Here is a 14,744-nt window from a genome sequence, read left to right on the forward strand (position 1 = left end):
ACGGCGGTCACGATGCCGTGGTGGTGATCGCAATAGACGCGATCCGCCGAAGTTGGCCCGGCACAGAAACGATAACCGCCGGGTACTGACCGGTCTTCGCTCACCGGGAAGCGGCACTGATAGACGCCTAGCTGAATGAGGGGGACGTCTTTCGAAATCGGTCTGATGTTTTCAGGCATGGTTTTTCAAGTTCCTGTTTCATAGCCATTGCCGGCCGATGGCCGCAATGCGACCGTGTCAAGGCGAGCTTCTCTCGTTTTGGAGGGCAGTGGATCACCATATGGTGTTGGTCGCAGCGTCAATGAAGCCCGAAACCGTGCTTTTCGGAGGCCAATCATTGCGACTTAAGGCCACACCGGCCGTTGGGGTGCGGTTGACAGCGCGAAGGCGCTCGGCGGGCGATGTTGTCGTCCCACTGATCGCTCCGCCCCGGGTTAATCGGCAGGCGGGGTGAGGGGTGGCTTGTGGGCCCCCAACGCGCTGCGCTTTCGGCTTTCAGAGCCCTCCAGCGCGATGGCTGCGCCGAGCGCGGCAGAGATAGTCCATTTCATTTCTGTAGTGCCTTTTGGGATTTCGTCAATCTGGTTGCGGCTCCAGCACCCACCATTTTGCGCCACATGTTCAGGCCTTGCGCTTAGCGATTGGTCGGCTGCCGCTTCTGGCCGCGCCGAGCTTCGTCGCCGCTTTGGCGGCAGCTTTCGGAGCTTTCGACTTCGTCGCTGCTTTGGCGGCTGGAGCCTTTGCAATGGCAGGCTTCGCAGCGCGGGCAGTGAGAACAGAGGCGGCCACAGGCCTTGCCGGGTTAGGAAAAGCACGCGGCATTGCTTTGGCGGCAGCATGTTTTTTTGCGGCGGCAACCGCCACGTCCCGCTTGTGGTAAACCTTGGAACGTACAGAAGCGGAGCCCGCAGTGGACCAGCGTGATCCGGTCTCCGATGCAGGCGGCGCGACGGCCTCGATGCTCAAGCGCAGACCCATCGCGTGAACCACCTTGATAACAGTCGCAAATTCGGGACGGCCCTTGCTGTCGAGTGCCCGGTAGAGGCTTTCGCGGGATAGCCCGGCAGCCTTGGCGATCTGCGTCATACCGCGCGCACGGGCGATCTCGCCGAGTGCCGCCGCCATCAGCGCGGGATCGCCATCGGCGAAAATCTCGTCGAGGAAATGCGCGATGGTTTGCTCGTTATCGAGGTTCTTGCTGACATCCCAAGCTGTCGTTTCAACTGTCATTCAAAATACTCCTGCGCGAGTTTCTTCGCCCTTGCGATATCGCGCCTTTGACTGCCCTTGTCGCCACCGCACAGCAACAGCACCACAGCATCGCCGTGGCAGGCGAAATAGATGCGATAGCCCGGCCCGTGGTCGACGCGCATTTCACTAACGCTCTCGCCCACTGGCTTCGCATCGCCAAAATGGCCGGTATGCTGAACACGAAAAATGCGGGCGTCGATGCGACCGCGCGCGGCATTTGGCAAGTCACCATACCATTTGGCATAGACCTTGGTCTGGCGGATTTCCATTCATTGCCCTGTCGCCTATAGGCCACAATATAGGCACGCTAGAAAACGCGCAAGGACTACCTGCAAGTGCCTTGCTTAGCCGCAGCCACTGCGCCGGCACCGCAGACGGCGGGTGAAGTCCGGCGGGTGCCCCGGGTTCGGTTGGCCCTCGGGGGCTGTCATGTGGGAGCCCGCATCTGTGCGCGACCGTCGGTTTTCAGAGCCCTCAACCGGCCAGCCCTAGGAGGGCGAGTTGCGGGAGCGAATACATTTTGTCAGCAGACAGTGTGGTCGCGTCCCAGAGCATCTCTTCGAACCGTTGCGCCGGTGCTATGGTGTGCCTGCATGATCAGACAGCAGGGATATGAGGCATGCCCAAAATCACCCGCCGTACACTTCTTGCGTTCACCGCCGTGTCCTCGGTCATTGAACCGACGTTTGCTGAAGGGGAAGGTGCCTCACCCGGATTGCGGGCGCTGATCGGAGCCCATGAAGCCACCTATGTCGGGCTTCACAGGGTTGTTCATCAAGCGGGCAGTAGCAGCCACGAACGCAAGAGGGCAGACCGGATTGAACAGGAAGCACTGCTGGCCATCTGCTCCTATCCTGCGATCAGCCGAGGCGATCGCCGGGCCAAGGCCGATTACCTGTTGACCGCTGAGGCTCGGGGTGAACTCGACCTGGAAGAGCACATGCAGGCCATCCTGCACTCGATGAAGCGCTGATCGCGGCTGGTGCATCTCCACCAGACATCGCCGACTGCCGTAAGGATTTTGGTGGGCGATGCAGGGATTGAACCTGCGACCCCACCCGTGTGAAGGGTGTGCTCTCCCGCTGAGCTAATCGCCCGCTCGTTGCCCGTAGGCCAAGCGAGCCGCGATATAAGGGAGGCGGGTGCGGGAAGTCAAGGCGCTGTCTGGCGTTCCGCTAAGGATCGGATTTGCTGTCCTTTCCGCATTGTCGCCCAGGCGGGGCAGGCCCGCTTCCCAACGCAATCGAATATAGATCCTTGCGAAGAGGACCCCCATCCTAACCCTCCCCACAAGGGGGAGGGAAGCTGCCGCGCTCTCACCTTTGCGTCGAGAACGTTGGAAATTTGCTGATATCAGCGCCGACGGAATCTCCTCCTTGTGGGGAGGGTTAGGGGTGGGGGTATTCGTAGGGCGCAAGCCTTTGCCCATATGCGATTTCCTGCGCCGCTCCCCGTCAGTTTCCGGCGGCGGCAATCAGCTTTTGCGCCAGATCGAGCGTCAGGGCGTCGAAATGCGAGATGACCGCCGAGGGTTCGAATTCGCGGACATGGCGGTCGGTGTAGCCGAAATCGACCGCCACCACCGGGATGCCGGCGGCCTTCGCCGTGTCGATATCGGTTTGCGAATCGCCAACCATCAGCGCGCGGTGCGGGTCGCCGCCGGCCAGCTTGATGGTCTCGATCAGATGGCGCGGGTCGGGCTTGCGGAAGGTGAACGTGTCCTGGCCGGCGATGGCCGCGAAATGCTTCGTCAGGCCGAGCGCCTCGATCAGCGCCAGCGAGTTGGCTTCGTATTTGTTGGTGCAGATGGCGAGGATATAGCCGGCCTCCTCGAAGCGCGCGATCGCCTCGACGACACCGGGGTAGGGGCGCGATTTGCCGGGGATGTTGAGCGTGTAGTGGTCGAGGAAAAGTTTCAGCAACCGGTCGTGCTCCTCGACGGCAAGCGATCGCTGATGGGCCGCGTGCGCCCGCTCGATCATCACCCGGCCACCGTGGCCGACAAAACGCCTGAAGCCGGCTTCGTCGACCGCCGCGATCTCGCTGGCGGCAAGGCTGTGGTTCAGGCTGTCGAGCAGGTCCGGCGCTGTGTCGATCAGCGTACCGTCGAGGTCGAACACGATGATCGGTCGGGTCATGGTCTGTCCTGGGCAGGTGTGCAATGGGCAGGCGATAGCGGCTGTGGCGCGTCAAGGCAAGCGCGGGGCCAGTTCGTTCAGGCAGGGCCTGCCCATCAGGCCGGGCATTCGCGGCGGGCCGTCCTATATGAAAAAACCCGCCTCGGCGGCGGGTTGTTGGCGCAAATCAGCACCATGGACGAAAATGTAGCATAGCTGCGGTCACCGGTCAAGGAAATAATTCCTATACACCTCAGCTGGGGACCCGCCGTCCAGGGCTTTGACCGGACCGGCAAAAATGCTACGAGCCCGGCAGCGAGTTTCCGGGGCAATTACCGACATGGATGCAAGGCAATTGAAGGTCGAAGCCGCGCGCGCCGCACTTGCCCATGTGAGCGACGGCATGCGGCTCGGCATCGGCACCGGCACCACGGCCGAAGAGTTCGTGCGGCTGCTTGCCGAAAAGGTCGCCACCGGCATGACCATCATCGGCGTGCCGACTTCGGAGCGCACCACGTTGCTGTGCCGCGAGCTTGGCGTGCCGCTGTCGACGCTGGAGGAAACGCCAGAGCTCGATCTCACCGTCGACGGCGCCGACGAAGTCGACCCGGAACTGACCCTGGTCAAGGGCGGCGGCGGCGCGCTGCTGCGCGAGAAGATCGTCGCCGCGGCGTCCCAGCGCATGATCGTCATCGCCGACCGCTCCAAGATGGTCGAGACGCTCGGCCGTTTTCCGCTGCCGATCGAGGTCAATCCGTTCGGCCTGCGCGCCACTGAAATCGCGGTTGCCGCAGCAGCTGAAAAGCTCGGTCTTTCCGGACCGGTCACATTGAGGATGACGGGGGGGCAGGCTTTTGTTACAGACGGCGGCCATTTTATCCTCGATGCATCTTTTGGCCGCATTCCGGATACAAGAGCGCTTTCGAATGCTCTCCACGCCATTCCGGGCGTGGTCGAGCATGGTCTTTTCATCGGGCTGGCTTCAGCGGCCATCATCGCCGGCGGCGACGGTATCCAAACCGTCCATGCCGCCCGAAAACCAGGGAGTTTTACCGATCATGACGTTGCATAACCGGGTTCGCAGCCTTTCCGTCCTTCTGGCGGCCTCAGTCGTTTTCGCCTTCTCTTCGCCGGCGTTTTCGCAGGATGTCACGGATTCGCACCTGAAGGCCGCCCGCGCGGCGGTCGCTGCGATCCACGCGACCGACCCGTTCGACAACATCCTGCCGCAGGCAGCCGCGGCGCTCGAATCGCAGCTGATCCAGAAGAACCCGGACATGCAGGAACTGATCGGCAAGACGATCAGCGAGAAGGCGCTGGCGCTGGCCTCGCGCCGCGCCGACCTCGAGAAGGAAGCAGCACTCGCCTACGCGAAAGTGTTCTCCGAAAAGGAACTGGCCGACATCGCCGCCTTCTACAATTCCGATTCGGGCAAGAAGCTGCTCGATAGCGGCCCGACGGTGACCCGCGAACTGGTCAAGGCAGCCGACATATGGCAGAACGGCCTCGGCCGCGATCTCGCCCAGCAGGTCGGCGAAACGCTGGCCGCAGCCGCCAAGGCAAAGGCGCAGGCGGCACCTGCCGCGCCCGCCGACGGAGCCGCCGCTCCGGCCGATGGCGCAGCACCCGCCGATGGCGCGGCCCCCGCGGACAACAACTGATCCCGCATTTCAAATGGCCTTGCGGCCTCCCGCGAAAGCCCGGCCTGTCCGGGCTTTTCTTTTGATGGTTTGCGGCCTACCTGTCTGACACATTTCTGAAGCCTGGAGAGCCGCGTCATGGCTGGTTACGACTACGATCTTTTCGTCATCGGCGGCGGTTCGGGCGGGGTCAGGGCGGCGCGTGTCGCCGCGGCTCTCGGCAAGCGTGTCGGCATCGCCGAGGAATACCGCTTCGGCGGCACCTGCGTCATCCGCGGCTGCGTGCCGAAAAAGCTCTATGTCTATGCCTCGCAATTTCCCGAGCACTTTGCCGACGCCGCCGGCTATGGCTGGACGGTGCCGGGAGCCAGTTTCGACTGGCAGACGCTGGTCGCCAACAAGGATCGCGAGATCAGCCGGCTGGAGGCGATCTACGTCAGGAACGTCGAGGGCGCCGGCGGCGAGACCTTCCACTCGCGCGCCATGATCGTCGATCCGCATGTCGTGCATCTCCTGGGTGAGGATCGCACCGTCACAGCAGACCAGATCCTGATTGCCACCGGCGGCCGCCCCGCGGCGCATCCGGCGCTGCCCGGCCATGAACATTGCATCTTTTCCAACGAGGCTTTCGACCTCGAGAAACTGCCCAAGGCGATCATGATCGAGGGCGGCGGCTACATCGCTGTCGAGTTCGCCAACATTTTTCACGGTCTCGGCGTCGACACCACGCTGGTCTATCGCGGCAAGGAGATCCTCAGCCGGTTCGACATGGACCTGCGGCGCATGCTGCACGAAACGATGGAAAAGAAGGGGATAAGGATCCTCTGCCATTCCGTGTCCGAATGGATCCGCAAGCGGCCGGACGGCCGGCTCGACGCGCTCGTCAGCGGCGGCGAGGTGCTGACCGTCGACCAGGTGATGCTGGCCATCGGCCGCATTCCCAACACCGAGAATATGGGCCTGGAAGGCATCGGACTGGAGATGACCAAGACCGGCGCGATCGCTGTCGACGAATACTCCCGCACCAATATCGACAGCATCTGGGCGATCGGCGACGTCACCAACCGCGTGCAGCTGACGCCGGTGGCGATCCACGAGGCGATGTGTTTTATCGAAACCGCTTTCAAGGGAAATCCAACCGCGCCCGATCACGAGACGATCGCGACCGCTGTCTTTTCACAACCGGAGATCGGCACGGTCGGCCTGTCGGAGGACGACGCCGTCAAACGCTTCCCCGACATCGAGATCTACCGCGCGAAATTCCGGCCGATGCGGCACACCCTGTCCGGGCGGGATGAGAAGATGCTGATAAAGCTGGTGGTCGACGGCGCGTCGAAGAAAGTGCTTGGCGCCCACATATTGGGGCCGGACGCCGGCGAGATGGCGCAGCTGCTCGGCATCCCGCTGAAGGCCGGCCTGACCAAGGACGATTTCGACCGCACAATGGCCGTGCATCCGACGGCGGCGGAAGAACTGGTCACCATGTACAAGCCGACCTACCGCGTGAAGGACGGCGTGCGGGTCGATTGACGGCAAAGCCGGGTTGAGGAACTCCGCCGCGGCAAGGTGATGCCACGGCGGAGATAGTAGCTACAGCAGCGTGCCGCGCAGGATCACCAGCGCCACCGAGAAGTAGATCACCAGCCCGGTGACATCGACCAGCGTGGCGACGAACGGCGCCGATGCGCTGGCCGGATCGAAGCCGATGCGTTTCAAGGCGAACGGCAGCATCGAGCCCGACAGCGAACCGAAGGTGACGATGCCGACGAGGGCCGCGCCCACCGTCGTGGCGATCAGCGGCCAGTGCGGGCCATAGTCGTAGAAGCCCATATATTGCCACAGCGCAATGCGGCAGACGCCGACCACGCCGAGCATGGCGCCCAGCACGAGACCGGTGGGCAGCTCGCGCAGCGCCACCCGCCACCAGTCGCCAAGACCGATCTCGCGCAGCGCCAGCGCGCGGATGACCAGCGAGGTCGCCTGCGAGCCGGAATTGCCGCCCGAGCTCATGATCAGCGGGATGAACAGCGTCAGCACGATCGCCTTCTCCAGCTCGCCCTCATAGCTCTGCATCGCGTTGGCCGTCAGCATCTCCGAGATGAACAGCGCGCACAGCCAGCCGCCGCGTTTCTTGATCATGGCGAGGAAGCTCATCTTCATGTACGGCTCGTCCAGCGCCTCCATGCCGCCGAAACGGTGCGCGTCCTCGGTCGTCTCCGCGACCATCGTGTCGATGATGTCGTCGATGGTGACGATGCCGAGGATCTTGCCATGGTCGACGACCGGAACGGCGAGCAGATCGTATTTGGAGATCGTCTGCGCCAGGGTTTCGCGATCGGTCAGCGGTCCGACCGTCACCGGAAGATGATCCGGCGCCACCGTCATGATCGAATCGTCGGGCTCCCCGGTGATCAGCCGGCGCAGGCCCGTCGAGCGCACAAGCAGGTGCGTTTGCGGATCGACGATATAGATCGCATACACGGTCTCGCGCGTCCGCTCCACCTTGCGGATGTAGTCTAGCGTTTGCCCGACGGTCCAGTCCGAGGGCACGCTGACGAACTCCGTCGTCATGATCGATGCGGCGCTGCCTTCGGGATAGCCGAGGATGGAGAGCAGCGTTGCGCGCAGCGGCGGTGCAAGCCCGCCAAGCAGCTCGGAACGGGCCGGCTCTTCCAGCTCGCGCAGGATGTCGGCGGCACGGTCGACCGACATCGCGGTGAGCAGCTTGCCCGCCTTGGCGCGCGGCAGCGCCTCCATGAGTTCGGACGCGCCGTCGAGTTCCGGCTGATCGAAGATCTCGACCAGACGTTCGAACGTCACTTCACAGAGCAGTTCCGTCGCGGTCTCTCGAGGCTCGCTGTTCAGGGCCTCGACAATGTCGGCGACGTGATCGTTGGCTAGGATACGGGCAATCGCGACGGCCTCGTCGCTGGCTACGGCGGTAAATTCGTTCATGGCTCACTCCTTGCCGTCCGGCAGGACATGAACCATGTGAGGTCACGTCAGGGCGGACGGCTGTTGCGTTCGACTGTGACTGTCGCCAGGCATGGCGCGGTGACCTTTCCGCTTGCGGGTTCGCTTTTTTACTATCTGCAAGCGGGCGCAACATAGGAGCGCGCCTTGCCGTGTCAATCGCGGTGAGGAGGGAAAATGCCGACGAGCGGCCGAGATCGCGAGACTGTGATTGCCGGCCGCCGTTCGACTAGGCAGACCGGGGTGGATTAACCGTTATTTCTGCTTCAGCCGGCGCGAGAAGCGCAGCCATTTGTCTTCGACCGGCCTTGGGACCGGCCTTGGCTGCACCAGAATGGTGGTGAGTTCGGCGGGCAGGGTCGGAACCAGCGGCTTCTTGGTGGCGACGCCGTCGGCGATCGCGACGATGCTGTGATAGAATTCGCTGCCCGTCATCGATCTCGGCGCCACCGCCTCGTGCATGACGCTGATCACCGTGACATCGGGGCAGTTGTCCTTGATGGCCTGGTGGAAGGCTACCTTGCCGTCGGGGTCGAGCGCGCCGGTCGCCTCGTCGAGGAACAGCAGCCCCGGCTGCTGCAGCACGATGCGGGCCACCACCAGCTTCTGTTTCTGGCCGCCCGACAGCACCTGGTCCCAGCTTTTGCCTTCGCGGCTTTCGTCGGCCATGTGCTCGATAAAGTCGCCGAGCCCCGCCTTGTGCAGCGCCGACGCGACCTGCGCGTCGCCATGGTCGCGCTCGGAGCCCGGAAGGCAGACCAGTTGCTTCAGCGTCACCTGCTGCAGCTTGACCTCCTGGGCGGCATAGAAACTCTTGACGCCCTCGGGGAAGACAATGGTGCCGCGGCCATAGGGCCACAGGCCGTTGATCGCCTTGATCAGCGAAGTCTTGCCGCAGCCGGACTCGCCTTTCAGGAAAGTCCATTCGCCGCGCCGGAAGCGCAGATTGGCGGCGCTGAGGAAGGGCGTCGCATCCTCGCCTTGATGCGCCAGTTCGAGCTTCTGGATGGTCAGGCCAAAAACCGGGTTCTGGCTGGTGTAGTGGAAATCGGAGCGGCCGGTCTGGCTGTAGAATTCCTGCGGATGCTGGACATTCTCGATCGCCTGCGCCAATTCGATGACGCGCTGGCTGTTAGCGCGCAACGTTGCGATGTTCGGCATGACGTGGATGAACCAGGAGCATTGACTGATCAGCGAATTGACCAGCTCGGAGCCGGTTATGTAGCCCTTGAGATCGAAACCGTTGTGGATGAACGGCACCAGGCCAGGTCCATAGGCGACAATGCGGGCGCCAATGAAATTGTAGATCAGCTCGAACGAATTGTAGCCTGTGTTGACGATATTCAGCCGGGCCCAAGTGCGGTCGATGTCGACATAAAGTCGATTGTGCATCGTCTTCTGCACATCCTCGCCTTGCGAGGCCGCGACATGGAAGCTGCGACGCAGGAAAGTGGTCAACTCGCCGCGATAGCTGCCTTCGGATTGCTGCATCCTGACGTTGAGCCGTTCCAGCAGACGACCCAGTTTGACCGCGATCCAAGTGTTCAGCGGCACGTAGGTGGCGACCGCCAGGAAAGCCAAAACCGCGCTGCCGTAGCTGCCGAGAAATTCCAGCCCTTTCACTTCCGCCGAGTTTTCAAGCAATTTCTGGCCGACGAAATAAAGCGATGTGGCAACACCCAGGACGCCCATGGCGAGGCCGATGGCTCCGCCGGTCATGTCCTTGATCGATTCCTGGACGCGCTGATCGATGTTGTCGGGAGCGGCATTGCCGGACGAACCATGCTGGGCGTGGAAATGCGTATGATTGGTGTCGAGCAGCGCTTCGTTGAAGCGGCTGTCCAGCCAGCCGCGCCATTTGCGGTGCAATGTCGCTGACACGAGGCTGCGGATGCCGGTGAAGCCGGCGTCCTTGAGCACGACCAGCAGCACCAGGACGCCGGCATTGACCAGCAGCGAGCGAAGCGGCGTGGTGTTGGCGGCGTCATGGAAGAAGGCGATCGAGTTGACCAGTTCGCCGGAGGCTTCGGCGAACCAAACACCGGCCTTGCTGGACAGCGCCGTGAGCAGTGCGATCACCAGCGTCAGCGTCCAGGCTTCCTTCCAGCGGTCGGAAACCCAGTAGGCCCGCATCAGGCCCCAGAAGCTGCGCATCGACGACACCGGCGTCAGAAGCGATCGCCCTGCGGCATCGCGAGGTGTTTTTTCCGGTACTGACTCTTGCGATGGTCTACCGACCCGAATCACGATCCCGCCCAAACCTTTTTTCTTTTGTTACGGATGGTAACACCAATTGATCATTTTCCATTAATTTAAAACCGGGCGGACCGGATTGCCCCGGCAGCCGTTGCCGTGAGGCAACAGATTACATGCTGAAATATAGCGACAACGATAGGCAAAAATCACGATATCGCTTTTGATTTCAAATGTTTGAGTTGGAGAAACGCAACGTTGGAGCGCTTCCCTTAGGGAAGTGTTTCACACGGTTTTGTGAACTCAAAATCGTCCGGACCGAGCGCTTTTCTCAAAGCGGGTTGACCCGAACACCCGAGAATTGCCGTTCGCGATCTCGCCGGGTTTGCCGTTGTCGTCCTTGCCGGAGGCAGGACGTGACCGGAGAATCGGCCGAGCGGCGCTTCCTTGTCGGATCGGCTGAGGAACTGCGTTTGACAATTCATCCGCTTGGGATTGAACCTTGCCTGGCATCGTCGACACTCATGCATGTTCGGTTCTCCAACAAGGAAGCTCCCAATGCTTGCACGCGCGGCCGCAATCCTGTCCCTCTTCGCCTGGCTGCCCCTCGTACCTTTGGCGCATGCCGGCGAGCAGAGCATCCCGGCCAGCGCCGAAGGCCAGATCGAGTTCAACACGCCGTCCGGCAACATCGGCTGCATCTACACGCCCAAAGGCGGCACCGGCACCTATGAACCAAGGGATGGTGGCCCGGAGCTGAGCTGCTCGCGCGTCGAGCCAAGCTACGTCACGATTATCCTGGGTCCGAAGGGGCCAGCCACGCTGATCAAGAACCCAGGCGAGCAGGGCTGCTGCAGCGATGTCGACAAGCTTGGCTACGGCAACAGCTGGAGCGCCGGGCCGTTTTCGTGCCAGTCGTCAACCAAGGGACTGTCCTGCATGGCGACGAACGGCCATGGATTTTTCATCAGCAAGGCCAAGGCGACGGTGAAGTAACGTTTCCTGCTGTCGCGGACAGGAGAGGGCGGTCGGCTCAGCCGGCTTTTTCCAGTTCGCCGCGCGCCTTGGCGGCCGCCACCTGGCGAATGGCATCGGCCAGCGTATCGGCATCCTGTGCGCCCATGACCGCGTATTTGTCCTCGAGCAGGAAGCACGGTACACCAGAAATGCCCATGCGCGACGCGGTGGCGATCTCGGTGCGCACCGCCTCGACATCGGCCTCGGTCGGCAAAAGCGTGGCGACCACGGACGCATCCATGCCGGCCTCGCGCGCCGCCTCGACCAGCACGGCATGATCGCCGATGTTGGCGCCTTCCTCGAAATTCAACTGGAATAGCCGGCGCACAAGCCTGTTCTGAATGGCTTCGCCGGCGGCACCTGCCCAGCGGATCAGCCGGTGCGCATCCAGCGTGTTCGGCGCCACCTTGATGGCGTCGAAGGCGAACGAGATGCCTTCGATTTCGCCCAGCGGCTCGATGCGGACGTGAATCTCGCGGATGCGCTCATCACTGCCGAATTTTGCCAGCATGTATTCGCGGCGGTCCTTGCCTTCGGGCGGAATGGTTGGATCGAGCTGGAACGGCCGCCAGCGGACATGCACGTCGACATCGCGGACGGCGGCGATTGCCCTGTCGAGCCGCTTCTGGCCGATGAAGCACCAGGGGCAGACGACATCGGATACCACATCGACGGTGATGGCGTTCAATTCGCTCATCTCGATCTCCCTGATCCCTCAGTTGGGCTTGCGCCACCATGTTGGCAGTTGATACCCGAATATGGGTGTCTTTTGCGGATGTTCCAGGTAGTTCCAGTAGGCGATCCATTGCTGCGTGTTGTACTGCATCGGCACCATGTAGTTGCCGGAGATCAGCAGCCGGTCGAGAACGCGAACTGCGGCAACATAATCCTCCTTGGAACGGGCGCGCAGCATCGCCTCGATTGCCGCGTCCACAGCCGGATCGGCGACGCCGGCGAGATTGAACGAGCCTTCCGTCCTGGCCGCGGCCGAACTCCAGCGTCCGCTCTGCTCGATGCCGGGTGACAACGAGTTGTTGAAGCCGCTCGATCCGACCAGGACCTCGAAATCGAAGCGCTGCTTGCGCGACTGGATCTGATCGCCGTCGAGGCTGCGAATGGTGAGGTCGATGCCGATCTTCTCCAGCGTGCGCTGGTAGATGCCGGCAAGGCGCTCCTCGTCCTGCGACGCGGTCAGGATTTCGAAGCTGAAGGGTTTGCCTTCGGGATCGAGCATCGTTCCATTCTGCACGTGGTAGCCGACACTTTTCAAAAGATCGAAAGCTGCCTTCAAGACGCGGCGGTCCTGACCGGATCCGTCGGTCACCGGCGGCCGCCATGTACCGTCCATGACATCGGCCGGCACGCGGCCGGGGTAGGGCGCCAGAAGCGCTTTCTCCTTGTCCTCCGCTGGATGGCCGAGCGCGGAAAGCTCGGAGTTTTGCCAATAGCTCATTGTCCGCGCGTACTTGCCGCCGAACAGGTTCTTGTTGGCCCATTCGAAGTCATAAAGCATGCCGAGCGCGCGCCGCACGACCGGGTTGGCGAATTTCGGCAACCGCGTGTTGAACAGGAAACCAGTCACCACGGGCGGAATGCCGGTGTCGAAGGTCTGCGCGACCACATCGCCCTTGTGGAAGGCCGGAAAATCGAGATCGCGCTCGCGCTTCACCGGATCGCTGTCGTCGTCGATGGCGCAAAGGCCTTTCTTGAACGCTTCGAGCTTGGCGTTGGCGTTGAGGAAATACTCAATGGTGATCCGGTCGTAATTGTCGAAACCGCGCTTGGCCGGGACGTCCTTGCCCCAGTAGTCCGGGTTGCGCTTGAACACGATGCGCTGGCCGGGCTGCACCTGCGCGATCGTATAGGGGCCGCTGCCGATCACCGGCTTGAGCGTCGTCCTGTCGAAAGTCTCCTTGTCGAAGGCGTGCTTCGGGATGATCGGGGTCAGCGCGATGATCAGCGGGAATTCGCGATCGGCCTTGTCGTTGAAGGTGAAACGCACGCTGTGGTCGCCGGTCTTTTCGAGCTTGGCGACCCTGGCCATGCGGTCGCTGTAGGGCGGTCGGCCTTTCTCGGTGTAGACGTCATAGCTGAACAGCACGTCCTCCGGCGTCACCGGCTGGCCGTCCGACCATTTGGCCTTTGGATTGAGATGGAATTCGATGCTCTTGCGCTCCGGGTCCATGTCGGCGCTGTCGGCCAACAAACCGTAGAGCGTGAAAGCCTCGTCGGCATTGCGCTGCATCAACGGCTCGAAGACCAGATTGCCGAAGATCGTATCCATCATGCCGCGCGCCGTCGTGCGCAGGCTCTTGAGGATAAAAGGGTTGAGGTTGTCGAAGCTGCCGACGAAGCAATAGGTGATGTTGCCACCTTTGGGCGCATCGGGATTGACGTAGTCGAAATGCGTGTAGTCGGGCGGCAGCGCCGGCTCGCCCTGCATGGCGATAGCGTGCTTCGGTTCCGATGCGGCCGGCTGATGCGAAAGTGCGAGAAACGACATCGCGGTGATCAGCCAAACAACAACGCGGCCCATGACCGTCTCCTTACTGGGCGGCTTGATGATTCGGAGTGCACCCTAGCATGGCGCCACCGCGCTCCGGCCAGATACATCAGGCCAAATCGCACGACGCAAATTGCACGGCCAAGAATCGCAGGCGCCGGGCTGGATTCGGCATCGCTTGCAGTGTAACACGCCCTCCGAAGTCATTCTGTTGCCTCATTTCGGCAACAGGTAGCTGGACCACACGGCACGAAGAAGCCGGTCCCGGGATCATTTGAGAGGAAGTGCACGACATGACGAGCCTGAACAGCAACGCGTACCGCCTGTCGGTCATGGCCGCTGGCGTGATCGGCTTTCTGGGCGCAGGACTCCCCGCCGCTTCCGCACAGCAGCAACAGCAGATTCCGCAAGGCTGGTTCAAGGCCTGCACCAAGCAGGAAGACGTCGACATCTGCAACGTCCAGAACATCACCACCGCCGGCAACGGCCAGCTGGTCACCGGCGTCAGCCTGATCGAGCTCAAGGGCAAGGTGAACCGCAAGGTGTTCCAGGTGACGGTTCCGACCGGCCGTCTGGTGCCTCCCGGCATCGGCCTGCAGATCGACACCGGCAAGGCGCAGAAGCTCGATTATGTGATCTGCTTCCCGGATCGTTGCGTGGCCGAAGTGCCGCTGACCGATCAGCTCGTCGCGGCATTCAAGAAAGGCCAGGCGATCACGCTGACTTCCGTCAATTTCCAGAACCAGCCCAATCCGATCAAGATCGCCCTGCAGGGCTTCAGCGGCGCCTATGACGGCCCGGCGCTGCAGCAGTCGGACATCGAGGACCGGCAGAAGAAGCTGCAGGACTTCGTCGCCAAGAACAACCAGGATTTCGCCAAGAAGCTCAAGGAAGAGCAGGACAAGGCGAAGACCGCCAACTGATCGGCCGATATCGTCCGGCCAGCAAAAAAGCGGGGTCATGCCCTAATGCAGTTCACTTAGGCACCTTCAGTGTTCTGACAGGATATTTGGCTGGTAGCTTTTTGACGACACGGGGGCATGATCGCCC

13 protein-coding genes, 1 tRNA gene and 1 pseudogene are annotated in these 14,744 nt (G+C 62.1%); 7 read left to right on the forward strand and 8 right to left on the reverse strand.

Annotation, left to right across the window (positions count from 1 at the left end; all coding sequences use genetic code 11):
* Positions 1–621 precede the first annotated feature (621 nt).
* Both NKI21_RS13095 and NKI21_RS13100 read right to left on the reverse strand, forming a co-directional pair.
* Entirely contained in the window at positions 622–1,230 is a 609-nt protein-coding gene (locus tag NKI21_RS13095; protein ID WP_352631587.1) for an addiction module antidote protein, read from the reverse strand.
* On the reverse strand, positions 1,227–1,520 hold the full coding sequence (locus tag NKI21_RS13100) for a type II toxin-antitoxin system RelE/ParE family toxin (protein WP_352442436.1): 294 nt from the start codon (positions 1,518–1,520) through the stop codon (positions 1,227–1,229). Before NKI21_RS13100 ends, NKI21_RS13095 begins: the two co-directional genes overlap by 4 nt.
* Before the next feature lie 350 nt (positions 1,521–1,870).
* Here NKI21_RS13100 and NKI21_RS13105 point away from each other — a divergent pair, with 350 nt between their 5' ends.
* Positions 1,871–2,224 carry a hypothetical protein gene (locus NKI21_RS13105; protein ID WP_352442437.1) on the forward strand — a complete coding sequence of 118 codons (354 nt, stop codon included), beginning with the start codon at positions 1,871–1,873 and terminating at the stop codon, positions 2,222–2,224.
* A gap of 49 nt (positions 2,225–2,273) precedes the next feature.
* Here NKI21_RS13105 and NKI21_RS13110 read toward each other — a convergent pair.
* Positions 2,274–2,348 (reverse strand) — tRNA-Val (locus tag NKI21_RS13110).
* A gap of 357 nt (positions 2,349–2,705) precedes the next feature.
* Complete coding sequence (locus tag NKI21_RS13115) at positions 2,706–3,389, reverse strand: phosphoglycolate phosphatase (RefSeq protein WP_352865864.1); 684 nt, start codon at positions 3,387–3,389, stop codon at positions 2,706–2,708.
* Positions 3,390–3,708: 319 nt separating this feature from the next.
* Here NKI21_RS13115 and rpiA point away from each other — a divergent pair, with 319 nt between their 5' ends.
* The 3 genes from rpiA (at position 3,709) to gor (ending at position 6,538) form a co-directional block, all read left to right on the forward strand.
* Complete coding sequence (gene rpiA, locus NKI21_RS13120; RefSeq protein WP_352865867.1) at positions 3,709–4,440, forward strand: ribose-5-phosphate isomerase RpiA; 732 nt, start codon at positions 3,709–3,711, stop codon at positions 4,438–4,440.
* Positions 4,427–5,029: a DUF2059 domain-containing protein gene (locus NKI21_RS13125; RefSeq protein WP_352865869.1), complete on the forward strand. Its 603-nt coding sequence runs from the start codon at positions 4,427–4,429 to the stop codon at positions 5,027–5,029. The genes rpiA and NKI21_RS13125 overlap by 14 nt, the downstream gene beginning before the upstream one ends.
* A 117-nt stretch (positions 5,030–5,146) precedes the next feature.
* Entirely contained in the window at positions 5,147–6,538 is a 1,392-nt protein-coding gene (gor, locus tag NKI21_RS13130) for a glutathione-disulfide reductase (protein WP_352865872.1), read from the forward strand.
* 60 nt (positions 6,539–6,598) lie between these two features.
* Here gor and mgtE read toward each other — a convergent pair whose 3' ends face one another.
* On the reverse strand, positions 6,599–7,963 hold the full coding sequence (gene mgtE / locus NKI21_RS13135; protein WP_352442441.1) for a magnesium transporter: 1,365 nt from the start codon (positions 7,961–7,963) through the stop codon (positions 6,599–6,601).
* A 273-nt stretch (positions 7,964–8,236) separates the two neighbouring features.
* Complete coding sequence (locus NKI21_RS13140) at positions 8,237–10,135, reverse strand: ABC transporter ATP-binding protein/permease (protein WP_164780439.1); 1,899 nt, start codon at positions 10,133–10,135, stop codon at positions 8,237–8,239.
* Positions 10,136–10,732: 597 nt separating this feature from the next.
* Here NKI21_RS13140 and NKI21_RS13145 point away from each other — a divergent pair.
* Both NKI21_RS13145 and NKI21_RS13150 read left to right on the forward strand, forming a co-directional pair.
* The gene (locus NKI21_RS13145) at positions 10,733–11,170 is read left to right on the forward strand and encodes a hypothetical protein (RefSeq protein WP_352552196.1); all 438 of its coding nucleotides are present in this window, start codon (positions 10,733–10,735) and stop codon (positions 11,168–11,170) included.
* Positions 11,122–11,229, forward strand: a pseudogene (locus NKI21_RS13150) (hypothetical protein); the annotation flags it as partial. The gene NKI21_RS13145 and the pseudogene NKI21_RS13150, both read left to right, overlap by 49 nt.
* Here NKI21_RS13150 and NKI21_RS13155 read toward each other — a convergent pair.
* Both NKI21_RS13155 and NKI21_RS13160 read right to left on the reverse strand, forming a co-directional pair.
* On the reverse strand, positions 11,208–11,888 hold the full coding sequence (locus NKI21_RS13155; protein WP_352865877.1) for a DsbA family oxidoreductase: 681 nt from the start codon (positions 11,886–11,888) through the stop codon (positions 11,208–11,210). The pseudogene NKI21_RS13150 and the gene NKI21_RS13155 overlap by 22 nt on opposite strands.
* 18 nt (positions 11,889–11,906) lie before the next feature.
* On the reverse strand, positions 11,907–13,727 hold the full coding sequence (locus NKI21_RS13160; RefSeq protein ID WP_352865880.1) for an extracellular solute-binding protein: 1,821 nt from the start codon (positions 13,725–13,727) through the stop codon (positions 11,907–11,909).
* A gap of 260 nt (positions 13,728–13,987) precedes the next feature.
* On the opposite strand from NKI21_RS13160, the gene NKI21_RS13165 reads away from it, so the two are divergent.
* A complete protein-coding gene (locus tag NKI21_RS13165) occupies positions 13,988–14,617 on the forward strand; it encodes an invasion associated locus B family protein (protein ID WP_027036590.1) in 630 nt (209 codons plus the stop codon).
* Positions 14,618–14,744 lie beyond the last annotated feature (127 nt).

This window comes from Mesorhizobium sp. M0715, from assembly GCF_040320355.1.
Taxonomy (GTDB): domain Bacteria; phylum Pseudomonadota; class Alphaproteobacteria; order Rhizobiales; family Rhizobiaceae; genus Mesorhizobium.

Coding starts and splice junctions, on each gene's coding strand:
- NKI21_RS13100 (WP_352442436.1), bottom strand. CDS start 1,520: ATGGAAATCCGCCAGACCAAGGTCTATGCCAAATGGTATGGTGACTTG.
- NKI21_RS13160 (WP_352865880.1), bottom strand. CDS start 13,727: ATGGGCCGCGTTGTTGTTTGGCTGATCACCGCGATGTCGTTTCTCGCA.
- NKI21_RS13125 (WP_352865869.1), top strand. CDS start 4,427: ATGACGTTGCATAACCGGGTTCGCAGCCTTTCCGTCCTTCTGGCGGCC.
- NKI21_RS13115 (WP_352865864.1), bottom strand. CDS start 3,389: ATGACCCGACCGATCATCGTGTTCGACCTCGACGGTACGCTGATCGAC.
- NKI21_RS13155 (WP_352865877.1), bottom strand. CDS start 11,888: ATGAGCGAATTGAACGCCATCACCGTCGATGTGGTATCCGATGTCGTC.
- gor (WP_352865872.1), top strand. CDS start 5,147: ATGGCTGGTTACGACTACGATCTTTTCGTCATCGGCGGCGGTTCGGGC.
- mgtE (WP_352442441.1), bottom strand. CDS start 7,963: ATGAACGAATTTACCGCCGTAGCCAGCGACGAGGCCGTCGCGATTGCC.
- NKI21_RS13145 (WP_352552196.1), top strand. CDS start 10,733: ATGCTTGCACGCGCGGCCGCAATCCTGTCCCTCTTCGCCTGGCTGCCC.
- NKI21_RS13105 (WP_352442437.1), top strand. CDS start 1,871: ATGCCCAAAATCACCCGCCGTACACTTCTTGCGTTCACCGCCGTGTCC.
- rpiA (WP_352865867.1), top strand. CDS start 3,709: ATGGATGCAAGGCAATTGAAGGTCGAAGCCGCGCGCGCCGCACTTGCC.
- NKI21_RS13140 (WP_164780439.1), bottom strand. CDS start 10,135: ATGCGCAGCTTCTGGGGCCTGATGCGGGCCTACTGGGTTTCCGACCGC.
- NKI21_RS13095 (WP_352631587.1), bottom strand. CDS start 1,230: ATGACAGTTGAAACGACAGCTTGGGATGTCAGCAAGAACCTCGATAAC.
- NKI21_RS13165 (WP_027036590.1), top strand. CDS start 13,988: ATGACGAGCCTGAACAGCAACGCGTACCGCCTGTCGGTCATGGCCGCT.